Genomic DNA, 20,561 nt, shown 5'->3' with positions numbered 1-20,561 from the left:
AAATGTAACGGGGCTGAAGCCATGCACCGAAGCTGAGGATTTGCAGTAATGCAAGTGGTAGCGGAGCGTTCCGTAAGCTGATGAAGGGAGACCCGTGAGGGCTCCTGGAGGTATCGGAAGTGCGAATGTTGACATGAGTAACGATAAAGAGGGTGAGAGACCCTCTCGCCGAAAGACCAAGGGTTCCTGCTTAAAGTTAATCTGAGCAGGGTTAGCCGGCCCCTAAGGCGAGGCAGAAATGCGTAGTCGATGGGAACCACGTTAATATTCGTGGGCCTGGTGGTAGTGACGGATTGCACAAGTTGTTCATTCTTATTGGATTGGATGGGCAGCGGAGCGGTTCCAGGAAATAGCTCCACCGTATAGACCGTACCCGAAACCGACACAGGTGGTCAGGTAGAGTATACCAAGGCGCTTGAGAGAACTATGTTGAAGGAACTCGGCAAATTGCACGCGTAACTTCGGAAGAAGCGTGACCCCATGCTAGGCAACTATTATGGGGTGGCACAGACCAGGGGGTAGCGACTGTTTATCAAAAACACAGGGCTCTGCGAAGTCGCAAGACGACGTATAGGGTCTGACGCCTGCCCGGTGCTGGAAGGTTAAGAGGAGAGGTGCAAGCTTTGAATCGAAGCCCCAGTAAACGGCGGCCGTAACTATAACGGTCCTAAGGTAGCGAAATTCCTTGTCGGGTAAGTTCCGACCTGCACGAATGGCGTAACGACTTCCCCGCTGTCTCCAACATAGACTCAGTGAAATTGAATTCCCCGTGAAGATGCGGGGTTCCTGCGGTCAGACGGAAAGACCCCGTGCACCTTTACTATAGCTTTACACTGGCATTCGTGTCGGCATGTGTAGGATAGGTGGTAGGCTTTGAAGCGGGGACGCCAGTTTCCGTGGAGCCATCCTTGAAATACCACCCTTATCGTCATGGATGTCTAACCGCGGCCCGTTATCCGGGTCCGGGACAGTGTATGGTGGGTAGTTTGACTGGGGCGGTCGCCTCCGAAAGAGTAACGGAGGCGCGCGATGGTGGGCTCAGACCGGTCGGAAATCGGTCGTCGAGTGCAATGGCATAAGCCCGCCTGACTGCGAGACTGACAAGTCGAGCAGAGACGAAAGTCGGTCATAGTGATCCGGTGGTCCCGCGTGGAAGGGCCATCGCTCAACGGATAAAAGGTACGCCGGGGATAACAGGCTGATGACCCCCAAGAGTCCATATCGACGGGGTTGTTTGGCACCTCGATGTCGGCTCATCGCATCCTGGGGCTGGAGCAGGTCCCAAGGGTTTGGCTGTTCGCCAATTAAAGCGGTACGTGAGCTGGGTTCAGAACGTCGTGAGACAGTTCGGTCCCTATCTGCCGTGGGTGTAGGAATATTGACAGGATCTGTCCCTAGTACGAGAGGACCGGGATGGACATATCTCTGGTGGACCTGTTGTCCTGCCAAGGGCATAGCAGGGTAGCTACATATGGACGGGATAACCGCTGAAGGCATCTAAGCGGGAAACCCACCTGAAAACGAGTATTCCCTATCAGAGCCGTGGAAGACGACCACGTTGATAGGCCGGGTGTGGAAGTGCGGCAACGCATGAAGCTTACCGGTACTAATAGCTCGATCGGCTTGATCGTTCTCATTGACTATGCTCATCTCCCGGCAAACACATCGTGTTTGTCCGGACCGATGTGCCAGACCTTTGTCCTGACGCGCCATGGCGCTGCGGACGGCCCGCCAAACGATTGGCGACGGCCTCTGGCCTGTATGGGTGCCACAAGCACCCGCAGCCGGAAGAGGTTCCAAAAGACGTGTTCAAAAAAAGAAAACAGGCTAACGCCTGCCAGCTTCTCAAAACATAAAGTTGCGCTTTGCCGACCTGGTGGTTATGGCGGGGTGGCTGCACCCGTTCCCTTTCCGAACACGGCCGTGAAACGCCCCTGCGCCCATGGTACTTCGTCTTAAGACGCGGGAGAGTAGGTCGCTGCCAGGTCTGCAAAACGCAACTGATGTAAAACAATCTTCTCATTCACAGCCAACGGCCCAAAGCCGAGACAAAAGGGCCGCTCACAAAGCGGCCTTTTGTGTTAAAATGCATCGGCAGGAAAATACGAGACAAATTGCAAGCAATTTGCTCGGGCAGTAAGCGTAAAACGCCAAAGGCGCTTTACGCAGACGCGACAAATCCCTTCGGGATTTGCGCTGGACGCGGGGTGGAGCAGCCCGGTAGCTCGTCAGGCTCATAACCTGAAGGCCGCAGGTTCAAATCCTGCCCCCGCAACCAAATACGACAAAGCCCGCCCCGTGCGGGCTTTCTCGTATCTGGTAACGGGTCGAGGGTTTAATGCCTAATCAGGGGCCCGCAAGAAGGCAAAGCCGACGCAGCGGGACAGAAAACAACAAATCCTGCCCCCGCAACCAAACCTTCCCATAAAAACAATACGCAAAAAGCCCGCCTCGTGCGGGCTTTTTGCGTTCAAGAAGGTCGAGGAGTTAATACTTCACCAGGGGGCCGCAACAAGGCCAAGCGAAAATGAATAGCCGGCCTGCCTACATGCCCCTTCGAGTGTCTGAACCACGCCGCGACAGATGAGGCGTGCATAATCCTCGGATCAACCCATTTATCGGTTCTTAAGCAAAAAATGACAGCTTGACTACAATCGGTGGTGGGGATGCAGTTGTGGTAAATGGTTTGATGTCGCGGGTTCGCATTCAGACGAAGGTGCTGGTACTTTTGGCGCCATTCGTCATTAGCCTATGCGCAGTGGGGCTGACGGGCTACTACGCGGCCAGCCTTCTCGAAGGTCGGATGGAGATCTCCAACCATGTTTTGCAGTCCCTGAACGGGTTCAAACATGTTTCTTCCAGCATGACCGGCTTTCTGATGAAGCCGTCGCAGCAGGCCCGTGATACCGCGCTTGCGGAGGCCCGAGAGCAACTGGCAAACCTGAAGCAGACGATCGAGAGCCTAAGGCCGACGACCGATGTGGGGCTTCTTGACCGGGCGCTCGATCAATCGAAAATCATCCCGCAAAAGATCGAAGCGATCTGGCAAATCGAAACGGGGCAGCAGAAAATTCTCAGTGATGTGGACGCTGCTTCCGCGGCACTTCTTGACCTGCAAGGCCAGGTCGGCAAGCGCTCGTTCATGCTGATGGCCAGTGCGAAAAAGACGGAAAATGCCAACAAGAGCGGCCTGAACAATTCCGTCTCCATCAGCGCTGCCGCCAGTGTCGCGACAAAACTTCGCAATGACTATACGAATGCGACGACGCCGGCTGACAAAGTTAGCCTGATAGCCAAATACGCACCCGATTTGCAAAAGGCAAAGGAGCAGCTTTCGTCTGCGGTCGCGACCGACAAACAAGCCCTCGCCGCGCAGTATGCCGCTGCAGTGGATGCCATCGCCAACGCTTCGAAGGTGTCGCCTGACACTTTGGATGTCCCAGCAACGGATGCCGCCGTTGCCAAACTTGCTGCAACTGGCGACAGTCTCAAGACGATTGGCGACGATCTGATGCGGACCTCCGTGCTCGCGCTTGCCGCGTCGGACAAGGATATCTCGCAGGCGACGAATGTCGGCAACGCACTGCGCGCCATCGTTAAGAGCAATAACGAGATCCGCGTCGGCTTCGCCGAACTCGCCGGCAATCCAGATGACGCGCGAGTGAAAAAAGTCCAGCAGTCGATCTACATGTATCAGACCGAGCTCGGCCGTCTTGCCGGCGTGGTGAACGACGATCCTGTCTTTGCCGAAATTCCGACGAGGGCTCAACCCGTCCTCGATCTGCTTGCAGCAAACGCGGCAGCGCTCTCCGAAGGTGCGGCGCGCAAGCTTGCTGAATTCGACAGCGCTGCGGGGCAGATCGACAACACCTGGAACCTGCTCGCTCAATTCGCCGAGACGCAAAGGCGAAATGCTGGGCAGGATCGTCAACAGGCCAATAGGATATCCGGCGGTGCCATTGTGTTTGGCATCCTGATCGCTATGACCGCGGGTGCCGCGCTGGTCGTCACCCTGAAGGGACCGATCACCCAGATTACCGCAGCGATGCGCAAGATCGCAGAGGGAAGGCTCGATACCACAATCACCGGCGAGGCACGGGGCGATGAGATCGGGGAAATGGCTCGTGCGCTTTCCGTCTTCAAACAAAATGCCCTGTCGAATGTCGAAATGGAACAACAGGCCGAGATCGCGCGTGGTGATGCGGAATCTGAGCGCGTCCGCAACGAACTCGAGCGACGTAGCGCCAAGGCCCAGGTTGACGCCGCAATCGAGGCGCTTGCAGAGGGGCTCACACGGCTGTCGCGCGGGGAGTTGAATTTTTCGATCGATACGCCCTTTGCCTCCGAACTCGACCGGATCCGCACTGATTTCAACATGTCGGTCGCGGGTCTCAGGGGGACGCTCTGCGATATCCGCGAGACGTCTTCCCTCATCAGCGACAATGGCCGCCAGATGGCGGAAGCCGTTGACGACCTGGCCAGTCGAACGGAAAAGCAGGCGGCCGCACTTGAGGAAACCGCAGCGGCAGTGGAGGAGATTTCTTCCGCCGTCAACACCTCTTCAGGACGGGCAGCAGCAGCGCTTACGCTTGTCCAACGTGCCAAACAGGGCGCCGACGCCTCGGCTTCAGTGGTCCAGAACGCGGTTTCGGCCATGGGACGGATTGAGGACGCGTCGGGCAAGATCGTTCAGATTGTCAGCGCCATCGACTCCATCGCTTTCCAGACCAATCTCTTGGCCCTAAACGCGGGAGTCGAGGCGGCAAGAGCGGGTGAGGCCGGCAAGGGCTTTGCTGTCGTGGCGCAGGAGGTGCGGGAACTGGCGCAGCGATCGGCGCGCGCAGCCAAGGAAATCGGCGAGCTCATCAACAATTCCGTCCGAGAGGTTGCGTCCGGCTCCGAATTCGTCGGCCTCACCGGCAATGCGCTGATGGAGATTTCCAGCGAGATCGTCCACATCGTCGGTCATATCGAGCTCATCGCCTCGTCAAGCCGCGACCAAGCGACGACACTTCATTCGATCAACGCATCGGTGAACGATATTGATCGTATGACGCAGCAAAATGCGGCGATGGTGGAAGAGACGAATGCTGCCACCAGACAGCTATCGTCCGAGGCGTTGGCACTTACCGACATGATTGCGCGCTTTCGGCTTGAAGGCCACGAGAGCGCGGCGTCACGAGGGTACCAGACGGCGGCATGACGGCAGCATGTATTCGCAGTACCTGTTAACTTGCTTTGAGATGGATGATTCCGATCAGCAGGCTGATGAGTAATACGTTTCCCTTGGTTAGTTTTCAGGCGCACGATAGTTGCTAAAATAGCAATCTTCTAATATACGTGGAGCCCGCGTTTTAATATTTCCGCAGCGACAAGCAACGTCCCTCCAATTGGCGGGCGTTTATTTTCCTATTCGGCAGGACGTTCCATTTCATGAAGTAGATTAAAGATTTATAGGGAGAGGAATAATGCGAAAATGGGCATCTTCTCAACTGACGGCTCCGCATGGAAGGCGTCGTCTTCTGTTTGCTATCTCGGGATTGCCAGCGTTCTGCGCAGTGGTGCTCTCAGCTGGTGTCGCGTTCGCGCAGGCGCCGACTGAAGAGCAGCGCAATGCGATCAAGGCGGAATGTCGCTCCGATTTCATGGCGCAATGTTCAGGGGTGACGCCGGGCGGCATCGAGGCGCTCACTTGTCTGCAACAGCATAATGCCACACTGTCGGCGGGCTGCCGGAAGGCGGTGTCGGCGGTGAGCAACCCCAAGTCGACATCCGCGGAGCCGGCCCCGGCTGCGCCCGCAACCACCGGGGCAACCACACCGGCGCCGGGGACGCGCGCACCCGCGCATCAGCCGACGCAGGCGCAACGCAACGCCGTCAAATCGGCCTGCCAACGCGACTTTATGGCGCAATGCTCTGGTGTCACACCGGGCGGCACCGAGGCACTCAGCTGCTTGCAACAGCACAATGCCGCTCTATCGGCGCCGTGTCAGCAGGCCGTTGCGGCCTTGGGAGGATCTGCCGGATCAACCCCAGCCAGCGGCGGTGCTGCTGCGACGGTTGTTACCACGCCTGCTCCCCGGGCCATGATGCCGGCCTTCTCGCCGCGCGAGGAACTGATGATCCTGCGCGAAACCTGCGGATCGGATTTTCAGGCTCTGTGCCGCACGGTGCCTTTGGGCGGAGGACGGGCTATCGCTTGTCTTCGGGACAATTTGCAACGCGTGTCGCCTGCATGCCACCGGGTGCTGACCTCGGGACTATAGCGTCTGTTCGAAACTTGCGCTGTGAAGAGACCTCAACCGAAACCTGCCTCCGCGTGAAACCGCAGGTGATTGCGCGACAGGCTGTTGCAACAGCCTTACTGAACCTTCGGCATCTCCGCCTCCGCGACGGCCGCGGTCTTTATGCGCCCTTTCCAATATTCCTCGAGGCGCTGCAGCAGGACGTAGAAGGACGGTACGAAGAGCACGGCGAGGCAGGTCGAGGCGATCATGCCGCTGAAGACCGATATGCCGATCGACTTGCGGGCGGATGCGCCGGCGCCTGTCGCCAGCACCAGCGGCAGGACACCGAGAATGAAGGCGAAGGACGTCATCAGAATCGGCCGGAAACGCAGGCGGGCGGCCTCGACGGCGGCATCCAGAATTTCCATGCCTTCCGCCCGCTTTTCCCGCGCATATTCGACGATGAGAATGGCATTCTTCGATGCAAGCGCAATCAGCAGGATGAGGCCGATCTGCGTATAGAGATTGTTGGCAACGCCCGCGGCGGTCAGGGCCGCCACCGTGCCGAGGAGGGCGAGCGGCACGGCAAGTATGACTGCCAGCGGCAAGATCCAGCTTTCATATTGGCCGGCGAGCACGAAATAGACGAGGAGCATGGCGAGCGCGAAGACGAAATAGATCTGCCCGCCCACGGCCTTTTCCTGATAGGACAGCGCCGTCCATTCGAAACCGGCGCCCGGCGGCAGCGTTCGATTGGCAATCTGTTCCATGACGTCGAGCGATTGGCCCGAACTGAAGCCGGCGGCCGGCCCGCCAACGATGGTTGCTGAGGGGTAGAGATTGTAGAGGCTGATCAGGGAGGGGCCTTGCGTCGTCGTGACATCGACGACCGTGCCGAGCGGCACCATTGTCCCGTCTCCGGCCTTGACCTTTAGATTGCGGATGTCATCCGGCCGGACCCGGAAATCGGAAGCGGCCTGCGCATAGACCTGGAAGGTGCGACCGAATTTGTTGAACTGGGTCACATAGCTCGAGCCGACGTAGCCGGAGAGCGCCGAGAAAACCTGACCCACGGTAACCCCCAATGTCTCCGCCTTGATGCGGTCGACGGAGACTGCGAGTTGCGGCACGTTCGAGCGGAAGGGCGTGCTCAGCCTTTGCAGCGACGATTGGGCACTGCCGTTCTTGACGATCGTATCGGCGAGCGATTGCAGCAGCGGGTAGTCGGAAATGCCGTTCTTGATCTCGACCTGCATGGTAAAGCCGCTGGCATTGCCGACGCCCTGGATCGGAGGCGGCACGACCACCAGCGTCTTGGCCGCGAGCACGTTTTGCAGCGCGCCGTTCAGATGCTGGTAGATCGACAGCAGATCCTGCCCCTTCTGCTTGCCGCGCTCGTCCCAATCTTTCAGCACGACATAGGCCACGCCGGCATTCTGCAGGCTGGCATTGTTGTCGAGAACGGAAATGCCGCTGATCGTCAGCACCTGATCGACGCCAGGTGTGGTTTCGGCGATCTTGCCGACCTCCTCCATCACGGCATCGGTGCGCTCCTTCGACGCGCCGTCAGGCAGTTGCGCACTGATCAGCACGTAACCTTGATCCTCGATGGGCAGGAACGCGGTCGGCAGGCGGGTGAGGCCCCAGACGGCGACCCCGATCAGGACAATTGCCGCTATGGCCATGACACCGGCGTGGCGGGTCATCGATCCGATCAGCCCGGCATAGCCGCGTTCGCCTTTGTCGTAGACCCTGTTGAAACCGCGATAGAAGACGTTGCGTTTCTCGGGCGCGACCGGCGGCCGCAGCCAAAGGGCGCATTGCGTCGGTTTCAGCGTGACGGCATTGATGGCGCTGATCAGCGCCGTGGCGGCGATGACGAGGGCGAATTGCCGATAAAGCTGTCCGGTCAGGCCGGGCAGGAAGGCGGCCGGAATGAAAACCGCCATCAGCACCAGCGTAATGCCGATGACCGGGCCGAGGAGTTCCTCCATCGCCTTCTCGGCCGCCTGTCGGCCGGACAGGCCCGCCTCGATGTGGCGGGCGACACCCTCGACGATAACGATGGCATCATCGACGACGATGCCGATGGCGAGAACGATGGCAAAGAGCGTCGACAGGTTGACGGTGAAACCCAAAGCCGCCATGGCCGCGAAGGCGCCGATGATGGTGACCGGAACTGTGGTCGCCGGCACGAGCATTGCCCGCCAATCCTGCAGGAAGACCAGAATGACGATGAGAACGAGGACGCCGGCTTCGATCAAAGTGACATAAACTTCGTCGATGGATGCCTTGACGAATTTCGTTGTGTCAAACGGTACGTGATATTCAAGGCCCTGCGGGAAGCTCTTCGAGAGCTCCTGCATTTTTGCGCCCACCTCCTGCGCCACCGCAATGGCGTTGGCCTCCGGCAACTGAAAAATGCCGATGCCGGCCGCCGGCCGGCCGTTCTGCATGAAGGACTGGCTGTACGTTTGGGCGCCTAGTTCGACGCGGCCGATATCGCGGATGCGCGTGACGCGGCCGCCCTCTCCACTTTCGACCTTGACGATGATGTTCTCGTAGTCGGCAGCCTCATTCAGCCGGCCGTTGACATTCAGCGTGTATTGGAAGATCTGCCCCTTCGGGACAGGCGGAATGCCGATCTGGCCGGCGGCGACCTCCTGGCTTTGCTGCTGCACCACGCTGATGACATCCTGCGGCGTCAGACCGCGCGCCTGCAGCAGGTTCGGATCCATCCAGATGCGCATGGCATATTGACCGGCGCCGAACACGGTGACGTTGCCGACACCCGGCAGACGGGCGAGTTCATTCTGCAGGTTGATAACGGCATAGTTCGACAGGAACAGGCTGTCATAGCGGCTGTCGGGCGAGGTCAGGGTGACGAAGCCGAGGATCGCCGTCGATTTCTTTTGCGTCGTGACGCCCTGAAGCTGCACCGCTTCGGGAAGCGATGACATCGCTATGGCAACGCGGTTTTGCACCAGAACCTGAGCCTGATCGGGATCCGTTCCGATGGCAAAGGTCACGGTGAGCGAATAAGTGCCGTCGCTGGCGCTCGTCGACTGCATATAGAGCATGTCCTGCACACCGTTGACCTGCTGCTCGATCGGCAGGGCGACGGTATCGACGAGGGTCTGGGCGCTGGCACCCGGAAAGCGCGTCGTCACCTGCACCGTCGGCGGAACGACATTCGGATATTGCGCTATAGGCAGTTGGAACAGGGCCACCGCGCCGATGAGCACGAAGACCAATGCCAGCACGTTGGCGAGTACCGGTCGCTCGATGAAGAAGCGCGAGATCATGCTGCTGTCCTTAGAGCAATTCCAGGAAAAGTGCGAAGCGGTTTTCCGTCCGGAATTGTGACAAAACAAAAGGTTAGAGTGGTTCTGCGTTTCCATGAAAAGCTGAACCGCTCTAGACGGTCAGATGAAGCATGGCGGCGAATTCATTGCGTGGTGGTGGTCTTTGCCTTGGTATCGGCGGCGGCAGCTGCCGGTGGGTTCATTTCCATCTTCTCGGGCGTGACCTTGCTGCCGGGGATGGCCTGCTGGATACCTTGGGTTACGACCCAGTCGGCCGGATCGAGGCCGGAGTCGATGACACGGAGCGAACCTTCACGCTGGCCGGTCTTGACCTGCTTCTGCTCGACGACGTCGTCCTTACCGAGAACAAGCAGGTAGCTGCCCAGCTGGTTCGTTCCGATCGCATCGTCGCGCACCAGCAGAGCCTTGTCGTTATGGCCGACGGGCACACGAACCCGCACGAATAGACCGGGCAGCATGGCGCGGTCCTTGTTGTCGAACAGGGCGCGTACCTGAAGCGTGCCTGTGGAGGCATCGAGCTGCGGCGATACATAATCGAGATGGCCCTTGTGTGGGTAACCTTCTTCCGTCTGCAGGCCGAGTTCCGCCGGGATACTCGGAAGATCCGTCTGCTTGAAGGTATGTCCCTGCTTTGCCAGCGTTTCCTTGATCATCAGCACCTGTGTTTCGCTGACGTTGAAATAGGCATAAAGCGGATCCGTCTGAACGATGCTGGCAAGCTTGGTGGGGCCTGATACGCCGACAAGAGCGCCGATATCGACGAGGTGATCGGTGACGGTACCGTCGAAGGGGGCAAGCACTTCGGTATATCCGAGGTTGATCGTCGCGAGATCGAGATTGGCCTGAGCGTTGAGGATGGATGCATTCGCCTCGTCGAGCGTCGCCTTGGCGCTGTCGACGGCGGTCTGCGTGGTGACCTGTTGCTTCGATAGATTGAGCTGCCGGTCGTATTCCTGCTGCGCGCCGACCTGAGATGCCTGTTGCGAGGCGAGGGATGCCTTCGCCTGATCCAGTTGCGCCTGATAGGTGTTGCGCTCGATTCCGAAGAGCTTGGTGCCCTTCATCACCGTCATGCCGTCCTGGTAGTCGATCGATTGGACGTAGCCTTGGACGCGCGCCTCGATATCGACGGAGTTGAGCGGCGCCGTATTGCCGGTGAGTTCGAAATAGAGCGTCACCGGTTGCTGGATCGGCTGGGCGACACGAACCGGAGGAGGAGGAGGGGCAACGTAAGTATTGCCGCTGTCCTCACAGCCAGCGAGAATTGCCATGCCGGCGAGCACCACAGACAGGCGCAGACCCTGATATAATCTCACACGCATTGCCGCCGCCCCGATGTTTACGAGCTATTTCAAAGGCATGCAGCGTCCTTTGCGCGTCTGAAAAGACGCGCGGCGCTGTAGTCTTCATGCGTGCCTCGGCGGAGACGACCCCTCTCCGAAAAGTTCCGGGCATGCGATATTATGTCGCGGCGTTGCTAAAAATTGCAATAGCTGCTGGTGCACAATTAAACTGTGAGCTCGTCCTCGACGGATGCCATGACGCGGCTACGGTTTCCCGAGCCGTTCGATGGCAAACTGTAATGGTGCGTCCGAAACACGGATCAGCCCGACATATGGGTTCGCCATGTCCGAAACCAGGAAGATGGCGCCGGCGACGGACAGGGCGCAGACGAGCAGAATTGACAGCACCGTCGGATTGGCCGGCGCCTGCAGCCCGAAGGTCGCAAAGAGCAGCGAAAGCCAACAGACGAGAACGGTGAGAAAGGCCCAGGGCAAACCCTCTTTGCCGGATTCGACCAGCAGCCAGTGGGTCTCGGCCAACATGCCGCTCACTTCCAGAGCACGCGCCTGGAGAGAGTGCTGCACGGCATCCCTCGGCGCCAGGGATCGAAGGTCGGCCTGAACTGCCTCGATATCCTGATATTCCCCCGGCGCGTTGCCGGATGTCTCGTCGGTGGTCTCGGCAGTCCAGCCACGGCTCAGCCGCTTTTCGATGAGTTTACGCAGCAATTGACGCGCCTTGTCGGTTTCCGGCCCGTATTGCGCCATGACCCGGTCAAGCAGGAGTACGCGTGCCGCCGCCGTTCTCATCTCCACTTCGGCATTGTCATAGGACGACTTGGCGGATGCGATCAGAAGGCCGAGCGCCAGGGCCGACAGCGTTCCCACCACCGCGGTCGCCAGCCTGATGACGTCCTTGGATTCTGCATTGAGATGGTGATCCGGCAAGCGGCCGCGCACCACCAATCCTATCGATGTTGCCATCGACAGAAAAACAAATACAAACCCGCCAACCAACAGTGAGCCCAAAGTCCGGTCTCCGTATCGCCACGTAAGTCCTGCAGCCACCTTGCAAGCTGTGCTGCTAGCATAGCGGAAGACGGACCAAGCGCGGAACTCTTTACTTTCCTGATCTTGTGCGGTCGCAATCGGGCGGGTTTCATTGCTGGAAAATCAGCAGCACGTAAGCCAGGAAAAGCACCAGATGGACAGCGCCTTGCATGAGATGCGTGCGACCGCTGGCAAAGGTGATGATGCTGACGGCTAGAGTGAGCAGGAGCATCACCAGATCTCCATGTTCCAGGCCGAGCGTCACCGGGTGCCCGTAAAGACGGCTGATGACAAGCATCGCCGGCACGGTCAGACCGATCGTCGACAATACCGAACCCAGGAAGATGTTGACGGCGCGCTGAAGATTGTTGGCGATGGATGCACGCACGGCGCTGATTGCCTCGGGCGTCGCGACAAGGATGGCCATGACAACACCGCCAAATGCGGTTGGGGCATGCAGGGTTTCAATAATGTAATCGATCGGCCGCGCAAGCTGTTCGACCAGAAAGACGACGGGACCCATATAGGCGAAAAGCAGAATGGCATGAGGCCAGACCGGCCCGCGGGGAGGAGCATGGTCACCATGATGCTCGTGGCGATTGCTGTCGTCGGCGAAATAATCCTGATGGCGGCCGGCCTGAAGAAACAGAAAGGTGGCGTAAAGGCCGACCGAGATAATGCCCAGGATCAGTTGCCGCGGTGCCGATGGATGTTGTCCGTCCGGGCCTGCAAGAAATGTCGGCATCACCAGGCTCAGGGTCGCCAGCGGCACGATGACGCCGAGATAGGCGTTGGCGCCCTGCAGGTTATGCTGTTGCTCCGGTCGCCGCCACGCACCCAGCAGCAATGACAGGCCGACCATGCCGTTCAGGATGATCATGACGACCGCAAAGAGCGTGTCGCGCGCAAGCGTGGGGTTGTTCTCGCCATGGATCATGACGGCGGATATCGCCATCACTTCGATCGAGGTGATGGCGAGCGTCAGAATGAGGGTGCCGTAAGGTTCCTTCAACCGCTCCGCCAGGTGATCCGCATGCCGAACGACCGACAGAGCGGAGCCGAGGACGACGGCAAACAGCCAGACGAAAACGACAGTGAACCAAAGCGGATGGGCAAGCTGCCCGAAGAGCTGCTCCTGGAAGGCAAGAAAGGTCAGGCTCGTCACGACGCTGACGCCCAGGAACCATTCCTCACGCACCAGGCTGGCAGCGCCGACGGCGCGCAATGCCGGACCCTCCGTCATCGAAACCATCCGCCTTCTGGCAAATGCCGCCGCAATGCGATCATCAACACCATGGTGCCCGCCCGCTGTTCTCCTGCCCGTCCCATGAGCAGGCGCAGGCTGCCTCAAGGCGAACCGAAGCTCAAGCCAGATCGTAAATCACTGAATAAAACTTGCGGGTCTCTGTCGTGTCATCATCCACTGATCTCGACAAAGGAGCAGTCGCGGGCGAATGGTCATGCCACGTCACCCGCTATTCGCGGCCGGTCGCCGGGATTGCTGCGCCGGTGACGACGGCTGCGGCCGGCGAAATCAGGAAGGCGATGAGGCGGGCTATCGATTGCGGCGATACCCAGCCGTCCGTCTTCGCATCGGGCATGGCCGCGCGATTCTCAGGCGTGTCCATCGTGCCCGGCAGGATGCAGTTGGCGGTGATGCGGTCGTCGCGGCATTCGGCAGCGATCGCCTCGGTCAGCCGGATGACGGCGGCTTTCGAGGCGGCGTAAGCGGCCTGCTTGGCGCCGGCCTTCAGGCCGGGTGCGGCGGCTATATGAACGATGCGGCCGTAGCCGGCGGCCTTCATGGTGGGGAGAACCGCGGCGCTGATCGTCAGGGCAGTGCGGGCGTTTGCGGTCATCATCGTCTCCCACTGCGCTGGGGCCTCCGGCCCGACCGGTCCCATCTGGAAACCGCCGACGGTGTTGACCAACGCGCTGACGCCGCCGAAGCGCTTGACGGCCCGAGCGACGGCGGCGGCGCAGGAAGCATAATCGGTGAGATCCGTTCCCGCGATCGACAGAAACTCGGTGGAGGCAGGAAGATCGCCGGCCAAGGCTTCCAGCTCACTGCTCGAACGGTTCATGCAGACGAGTTTTGCGCCGGCGTTGGCAAGCTCGCGGACAACGGCGCTGCCGAGGTTGCCGCCGGCTCCCGTGACGATCACGGCTTTCTGGTCTTTCATGGCAATCGATCTCCTGACGGTGCCCGCGCTGGACGGTGACGCGCATTGTTGATCGAGGCTGCGCGGCAGCGCAAGCCCGCCACCCAAGACAAGGTCAGATGTTTACGAAACGGCCAGTAGAGCTATCTGCGGGCCGTTCGTCTTTGATCGCCTGTCAGAGCTGATTTCAGTGATATTTCGCCCGTTCGCGGCCGAGGATGACAGGTGCGTCGAGGCCCGAGATGGGACGAGTGACATCGGCCGGGATGTCGCCGCTGAGCTGCAGGTCGAGATAGCGAGCGCAGCAAACCCGCAGGAAGGACGTGAAGTTGCCGAGATCGTGGCCTGCATCGATCGATTCATGATGCAGCCGGGTGATCAGCTGGACGACATTCATGCCGTCGCGGCGGGCGATTTCCTCCAGCTTCGCCCAGAAGAAGTTCTCCAGCCTGACGCTGGTGACCATGCCGTCGATGCGTAGCGATCGGGTGGCGCTTTCCCAGAGCCGAGCATCCGCCTTGATGAACAGTTCACACATATCGTCCTCCCGGTGCCGCCCTCCTCAGGCGGCGTTGGTTTCGAGCAGTGCTGCGGCATCGAGCACGGCCATGAACTGGCGCAGCCACGACGGATGCGCCGGCCAGGCGGGCGCCGTGACCAGATTGCCGTCGGAGACTGCATCGCTGATGGCGATATCGGCATAAATGCCGCCGGCAAGCTCGACCTCTGGGCGGCAGGCGGGATAGGCCGAGCAGGTGCGGCCCTTCAGCACGCCGGCAGCGGCGAGCAATTGCGCGCCATGGCAGATGGCGGCGACGGGTTTTCCGGCGTCGAAGAAGTGCCGGACAAATTTGAGGACGTCGGCATTGAGGCGAAGATATTCGGGCGCGCGGCCGCCGGGGATGACGAGGGCATCGTAATCTTCAGCGCGCACACTGCCGAAAGTGGCGTTCAGCGCGAAATTATGGCCGCGCTTTTCGGAATAGGTCTGGTCGCCTTCGAAATCGTGGATGGCGGTGGCGACGGTCTCGCCAGCGTTCTTGCCGGGGCAGACGGCATCGACCGTATAGCCGCAGGCGAGCAGTGTCTGGAACGGCACCATCGTTTCGTAATCTTCGGTGAAATCACCTGTTATCATCAGGATCTTTGAAGCTGGCATCGTTTCCTCCCTTTGAAACCAACAGGCGGAGAGTAGCAAAGAGCTGTGGAGAGCAGGTACTATGGGAATACTACAGGCGAAATTCGCACCCGATAAGGCGACGGCATTAAACCGCCCTGACCTTCACATCAGGCACTGTGCAAGCCTCGCCGCCGCCGAAGAGGCGGGAGCGGGTGAGGAAGCGTTTCTCACGGCCATTGTCGAGCGAGAACATACCGCCGCGGCCGGGCACGACGTCGATGATCAGCTGTGTATGCTTCCACGCCTCGAACTGGCTGGCGCTGATATAAACAGGTACGCCGCCGATCTCGCCGAGCTTGACGTCACTGTCGCCGATCATGAATTCGCTAGCCGGATAACACATTGGCGAGGAGCCGTCGCAGCAGCCGCCGGACTGGTGGAAAAGGATCTCGGGATGATCGCGCTTGATTTCTGCGATCAACTCGAGAGCTGCGTCGGTTGCGAGAACACGCGGTTTGCCGTTGACGGTGGTTTCCATGGCTGCCTCCTCCAAAGACACAAGGACTTCTCCCCGTGTTGAGGAGAAAGCTCAGTTTGTTGACAAACCTCGCTCTTTACTCGGCGTCATCCTCGGCCTTGTGCCGAGATCTGCTTGATATCAACCGGCTGCAGATGCTCGGGACAAGCCCGAGCATGACGAAAGAGGGGTTGCCGACTTCATCAGCAGCCTAGGCCTTCTCCCGTCGCCGGGAGAAGGCTTTTCAGCATAGCACTCATGGACGGCTCTCAGAAGAAGCCAAGCGCTTTCGGGCTGTAGCTCACCAGCATGTTCTTGGTCTGCTGGTAGTGGTCGAGCATCATCTTGTGGGTTTCACGACCGATGCCCGACTGCTTGTAGCCGCCGAAGGCGGCATGGGCCGGGTAGGCGTGGTAGCAGTTGGTCCAGACGCGGCCGGCCTGGATCTCGCGGCCGAAACGGTAGCAGCGATTGGCGTCGCGGCTCCAGACACCGGCGCCTAGACCGTAGAGCGTGTCGTTGGCGATTTCGAGCGCCTCCTTCTCGTCCTTGAAGGTCGTGACCGAAACCACCGGTCCGAAGATCTCCTCCTGGAACACACGCATCTTGTTGTGACCCTTGAAGATCGTCGGCTTGACATAATAGCCATTCGCCAACTCGCCGCCGAGATCGTTGCGCGCGCCGCCGGTCAGCACTTCCGCGCCTTCCTGCTTGCCGATATCGAGATAGGCGAGGATTTTTTCCAACTGCTCGCTAGAGGCCTGAGCGCCGATCATCGTTGCGGTGTCGAGCGGGTTGCCCTGCTTGATCGCCTCAACGCGTTTGACGGCCTTTTCCATGAAGCGGTCGTAGATCGATTCCTGGACGAGGGCGCGGCTCGGGCAGGTGCAGACTTCGCCCTGATTGAGGGCAAACATCGCAAAGCCTTCGAGCGCCTTGTCGAGGAAGTCGTCATCTTCAGCCATCACATCGGCGAAGAAGATGTTCGGCGATTTGCCGCCGAGCTCCAGCGTCACCGGAATGAGGTTCTGGCTGGCATATTGCATGATGAGCCGGCCTGTCGTCGTCTCGCCGGTGAAGGCGATCTTGGCGACGCGCGGGCTGGTTGCCAGCGGCTTGCCGGCTTCAAGGCCGAAGCCGTTGACGATGTTGAGCACGCCGGGCGGCAGGAGATCGCCGACGAGTTCGGCCCAGAGCAGGATCGAAGCCGGTGTCTGTTCGGCGGGCTTCAGCACGACGCAGTTGCCGGCGGCAAGTGCCGGCGCCAGCTTCCAGGTCGCCATCAGGATCGGGAAGTTCCACGGAATGATCTGGCCGACGACGCCGAGCGGTTCATGGAAGTGATAGGCGACGGTGTCGTGGTCGATCTCGCCGATCGAACCTTCCTGGGCGCGGATGCAGGAGGCGAAATAACGGAAATGGTCGATCGCCAGCGGAATGTCGGCGGCCATGGTTTCGCGGATCGGCTTGCCGTTGTCCCAGGTCTCGGCCTGGGCGAGCAACTCCAGCTTGTCTTCCATGCGCTGGGCAATCTTCATGAGGATATTGGAGCGCTCGGCAGCGGAGGTGCGGCCCCATTTTTCCTTAGCCGCATGGGCGGCGTCGAGCGCGAGATTGATGTCCTTTTCATTGGAGCGGGGAATGTCGCAGAGCTTGCCGCCGGTGACGGGCGTGAGGTTTTCGAAGTATTTCCCCTCGACCGGCTCGCGCCATTCGCCGCCGATATAGTTGCCGTATTTCAGCTTGAACGGCGACTCGACGATTTTCTGATGAAGCATGTCATCCTCCCTTGATGATCCAGGTTCCCAAACGAACCAGTGGAAGGAAAATGTGCATATTTTGGCGGAGGGAATAGGGCGGGCCTTCCATACCGCAGTGCACAGTGTCGCAGACCTGCGACAGCATTGCGTCACGATTGCTCCAGGAGCGGAACCTTCACCCTGATCAGTGGAGATCGAGCTTCTTCATCTTCCTGTGCAGCGTTGCGCGGCTGATGCCAAGCGCGATCGCAGCCTGCGAGACATTGCCGCCGGCGCGCGACAGCGCCCGCAGCAGTGCCGCCTTCTCCGCTTCGACGATCTCGTCCTGCTGGGAGACGCCAGCCTCGTGCAGGGCATCGGCGGCAGGAATGCCGGCGGCGATGCGCTTGTCGTCCAACTGCAGTGCGATGCGGGCGGCGCGCGTTGCGCCGAGCACCAGATCGTGCCTGTCGACGGCAAGCAGGGCGGCGGCGGAATTGGCGCCGGCCGGGACCATCAGGAAACGCGCGCCGGCAAAGGCCGATCGGAAAAGGTTGAGTTCGATGCGCATTGCCGCATCGCGTACGGTCTGCGTCAGTATTGCCAGCGTCATTTCGTTGACGTCTTCGCGGCATGTGGAGATGTCGAGGGCTGCTGCCACCCGGCCACGATGATCGCGGATCGGCGCTGTCGTGCAGCTGAGGCTGGTATTCGAGCAGAAAAAATGCTGATCGCGGAAGATGGCGACGGCACGCTCGTCGGCAAGTGCGGTGCCGATGCCGTTGGTGCCGATGCTGGCCTCGGTCCAGACCGAGCCGGTCCAAAGGCCAAGTTCGCGGAATTCCTTGTCGTCTCCGGCAGCGCCCCGGCGCTCCAGCGCGATGCCGTTCTTGTCGGTCAGAAGCAGGCAGCAGCCCGCCCTGCCAACGGTGGTAAAGAGACGATCGAGCTCTTCCGTCGCGCTGGCGATCAGCTGTTCGGACTGCTCGCGCGCACGGCGGAATTCCTGGTCGGTGAGGCGCAGTGGAGCCCGCTGGTCCTCGGGGGCGAGCTGATGCATGGTCATGCATCGCCGCCATGAGGCGACAACGGGAGAACTGGCCGCCGCAGAATCGCGCTGGGCAGACGTGTAGACATGCTCAGCGTGTGCTGAGTGTTCGTCCATCGGCTCCTCCCACCGAAGTTCAGCACATTCTGATGGAAAAGCAGCGGGTTTGCAATCGGCTGGTACTGGCGGTCGTCGGCGTGCGGGTCTTCCTGATGAAAGTGGCTGAATCACATTTCGGTGTTTTGGCTGCCATGGTGTAACAAATGACCCCGCTCTCTCGTAGTTCTGTACGGAAGCAAGGTTTGCCAGACGAGGAGATCCGACCATGCTGAATAGACGATTGTTGCTGATGGGCGCCGCTTTTGGAGCGCTCGCGGTTCACTTGGGCCTTGCCGGCAAGGCGATCGCCGCCAAGAAGTTCGCGGTGACGCACACCGACAAGGAATGGGGCAAGCTGCTGACGCCGGATCAATATGTCGTCCTGCGCCAGGCGGGGACGGAACAGCCCTTCACCAGTGCCTTGCTGCATGAGGAGCGAAAGGGCAATTTCGCCTGCGCCGGCTGCGACCAGGACCTCTTTTCCTCGACCACCAAATTCGACAGCGGCACCGGCTGGCCGAGCTTCTGGGCGCCGCTCGACAAGGCCGTCGGCACGGTCAACGACACCACCTTCGGCATGGCGCGGACGGCGGTGCATTGCAGCCGCTGCGGCGGCCATCTCGGCCATGTCTTCGACGACGGCCCGAAGCCGACGGGGCTTCGCTACTGCATGAACGGCATTGCCATGACATTCCATCCGGCCTCGGCCTGATCGTGCCTGGTTAAAGCTGGCGCTGCAGCCAGTCTTCGATGCCGAGTGCGGCTGCCCGGCCGGTCGCAAGGCAGGCGGTGAGGAGGTAGCCGCCGGTCGGCGCCTCCCAATCGAGCATTTCGCCGGCGACGAAGGTGCCGGGCCGGGCTTTCAACATGAAGCCTTCGTCGACGCTGCTCCACCGGATGCCGCCGGCCGAGGAGATCGCCTCGGCGATCGGCCGGGTTTCGACAAGCGGGATCGGCAGCGCCTTGATCCTTATCGCCAGCCGTTCGGGATCAGTCCGCTCCTGCTCGGAGACGAGTTCCCGCAACAATGCCACCTTGACGCCGTCGAGGCCGGCGCCCTTACGGAGGCGGTTGACGAAGCTTGATTTGCTGTCCTGCTTCGCAAGGTCGCGGCTCAGTCTTTCGATCGTGCGGCCGGGTGCGAGGTCGAGCGTGAGGGTGGCGTTGCCATCGTTCCGCAACTGATCGCGAAGGCTGGCCGCATGAGCATAGACTAGGCTGCCCTCGACGCCGCTCTTGGTGATGACGAATTCGCCCGGAATTGTGCCAGCCTCGGACGTGGCGTTGACTGATTTGACCGGCTCGCCGGCGAAACGCTCGCTGAAGTTTCCACTCCAGCCGACGACGAAGCCGCAATTGGCGGGTTGGAAGGCGTTGATCTCCACGCCTCTCTCGGCCAGCCACGGCACCCAGGCGGCATCAGAGCCGAGGCGCGGCCAGCTTGCGCCGCCGAGCGCGAGCAGGGCCGCGTCGCAATGGACGATGCTGCGTCCGTCGGGCGTTTCAAAAGCGTAGCCTTCTCCAGCAAAACCGGTCCAGCGGTGGCGGGTGAGCAGCGTAGTGCCCTGCGCCTCCAGTCGCCTGAGCCAAGCGCGCAGCAAAGGAGAGGCCTTCATCACCTTAGGGAACACCCGGCCGGACGAGCCGACGAAGGTCTCGGTCCCGAGCTCTGCCGCCCAATCCCTGATATCATCAGGGGTAAAGGCATTAAGAGCGGGGCGCAGGCGGGTGGAGGCCGTGCCGAAGCGTGTGGCGAAACGGGCATAATCCTCGGAATGGGTGATGTTGAGACCGGATTTGCCGGCCAGCAAAAACTTGCGGGCGAAGGTCGGCATGGCGTCATAGACCGCGACTGCATGGCCGGAAAGGGAGAGCAGCTCGGCTGCCGCGAGGCCCGCCGGGCCGCCGCCGATGATCGCAATCCGCTTCTGGTTCATTGATGTCTTCGCCCGATTCTGTCTGCATTCAGTTTTGGCGCGGGCGTGGATTG

The 20,561-nt window shown here is 60.3% G+C and carries 14 protein-coding genes, 1 tRNA gene and 2 rRNA genes (1 of these 17 running past the window's edge); 6 read left to right on the top strand and 11 right to left on the bottom strand.

Annotated elements, in window-relative coordinates:
• From RL_RS22050 to RL_RS37800, 5 genes are all read left to right on the top strand, one after another.
• Positions 1-1,631: ribosomal RNA gene (locus RL_RS22050) — 23S ribosomal RNA — on the top strand; it begins 1,310 nt to the left of the window's first position.
• 241 nt (positions 1,632-1,872) lie between these two features.
• Positions 1,873-1,987, top strand: a 5S ribosomal RNA gene (gene rrf, locus RL_RS22045).
• A 214-nt stretch (positions 1,988-2,201) separates the two neighbouring features.
• Positions 2,202-2,278, top strand: a tRNA-Met gene (locus RL_RS22040).
• Between the two features lie 396 nt (positions 2,279-2,674).
• Positions 2,675-5,203, top strand: a complete 2,529-nt coding sequence (locus tag RL_RS22035) for a methyl-accepting chemotaxis protein (RefSeq protein ID WP_011653672.1) — start codon at positions 2,675-2,677, stop codon at positions 5,201-5,203.
• A 265-nt stretch (positions 5,204-5,468) separates the two neighbouring features.
• A complete protein-coding gene (locus tag RL_RS37800) occupies positions 5,469-6,266 on the top strand; it encodes a hypothetical protein (RefSeq protein WP_011653671.1) in 798 nt (265 codons plus the stop codon).
• Positions 6,267-6,361: 95 nt separating this feature from the next.
• Here RL_RS37800 and RL_RS22030 read toward each other — a convergent pair whose 3' ends face one another.
• The 10 genes from RL_RS22030 to RL_RS21985 all read right to left on the bottom strand — a co-directional run bounded on the left by RL_RS22030 (position 6,362) and on the right by RL_RS21985 (position 18,589).
• Positions 6,362-9,532: an efflux RND transporter permease subunit gene (locus tag RL_RS22030; RefSeq protein WP_011653670.1), complete on the bottom strand. Its 3,171-nt coding sequence runs from the start codon at positions 9,530-9,532 to the stop codon at positions 6,362-6,364.
• A 143-nt stretch (positions 9,533-9,675) separates the two neighbouring features.
• A complete protein-coding gene (locus RL_RS22025; RefSeq protein WP_028744147.1) occupies positions 9,676-10,875 on the bottom strand; it encodes an efflux RND transporter periplasmic adaptor subunit in 1,200 nt (399 codons plus the stop codon).
• 225 nt (positions 10,876-11,100) lie between these two features.
• Positions 11,101-11,865: a DUF4239 domain-containing protein gene (locus RL_RS22020; RefSeq protein WP_041936480.1), complete on the bottom strand. Its 765-nt coding sequence runs from the start codon at positions 11,863-11,865 to the stop codon at positions 11,101-11,103.
• 130 nt (positions 11,866-11,995) lie between these two features.
• Positions 11,996-13,129, bottom strand: a complete 1,134-nt coding sequence (locus RL_RS22015) for a calcium:proton antiporter (protein ID WP_011653667.1) — start codon at positions 13,127-13,129, stop codon at positions 11,996-11,998.
• A 232-nt stretch (positions 13,130-13,361) separates the two neighbouring features.
• Complete coding sequence (locus RL_RS22010) at positions 13,362-14,069, bottom strand: SDR family NAD(P)-dependent oxidoreductase (protein ID WP_011653666.1); 708 nt, start codon at positions 14,067-14,069, stop codon at positions 13,362-13,364.
• A 166-nt stretch (positions 14,070-14,235) separates the two neighbouring features.
• Positions 14,236-14,586 carry a ribbon-helix-helix domain-containing protein gene (locus RL_RS22005; protein WP_011653665.1) on the bottom strand — a complete coding sequence of 117 codons (351 nt, stop codon included), beginning with the start codon at positions 14,584-14,586 and terminating at the stop codon, positions 14,236-14,238.
• 24 nt (positions 14,587-14,610) lie between these two features.
• A complete protein-coding gene (locus RL_RS22000; RefSeq protein ID WP_011653664.1) occupies positions 14,611-15,207 on the bottom strand; it encodes a DJ-1/PfpI family protein in 597 nt (198 codons plus the stop codon).
• A gap of 106 nt (positions 15,208-15,313) precedes the next feature.
• On the bottom strand, positions 15,314-15,706 hold the full coding sequence (locus RL_RS21995) for a DUF779 domain-containing protein (RefSeq protein ID WP_028744149.1): 393 nt from the start codon (positions 15,704-15,706) through the stop codon (positions 15,314-15,316).
• A gap of 248 nt (positions 15,707-15,954) precedes the next feature.
• The gene (gene adh, locus RL_RS21990; protein WP_011653662.1) at positions 15,955-17,463 is read right to left on the bottom strand and encodes an aldehyde dehydrogenase; all 1,509 of its coding nucleotides are present in this window, start codon (positions 17,461-17,463) and stop codon (positions 15,955-15,957) included.
• A 166-nt stretch (positions 17,464-17,629) separates the two neighbouring features.
• Positions 17,630-18,589: a helix-turn-helix domain-containing protein gene (locus RL_RS21985; RefSeq protein ID WP_011653661.1), complete on the bottom strand. Its 960-nt coding sequence runs from the start codon at positions 18,587-18,589 to the stop codon at positions 17,630-17,632.
• A gap of 208 nt (positions 18,590-18,797) precedes the next feature.
• On the opposite strand from RL_RS21985, the gene msrB reads away from it, so the two are divergent.
• Positions 18,798-19,283 carry a peptide-methionine (R)-S-oxide reductase MsrB gene (gene msrB / locus RL_RS21980; protein ID WP_011653660.1) on the top strand — a complete coding sequence of 162 codons (486 nt, stop codon included), beginning with the start codon at positions 18,798-18,800 and terminating at the stop codon, positions 19,281-19,283.
• 10 nt (positions 19,284-19,293) lie between these two features.
• On the opposite strand, the gene RL_RS21975 is transcribed toward msrB, so the two are convergent.
• The gene (locus tag RL_RS21975) at positions 19,294-20,508 is read right to left on the bottom strand and encodes a TIGR03862 family flavoprotein (protein ID WP_011653659.1); all 1,215 of its coding nucleotides are present in this window, start codon (positions 20,506-20,508) and stop codon (positions 19,294-19,296) included.
• Between the last annotated feature and the right edge of the window lie 53 nt (positions 20,509-20,561).

Origin of the sequence: Rhizobium johnstonii 3841 (assembly GCF_000009265.1) — a bacterium.
GTDB classification, from domain to species: domain Bacteria; phylum Pseudomonadota; class Alphaproteobacteria; order Rhizobiales; family Rhizobiaceae; genus Rhizobium; species Rhizobium acaciae.
This window is presented reverse-complemented; position numbering and strand designations above follow the sequence as displayed.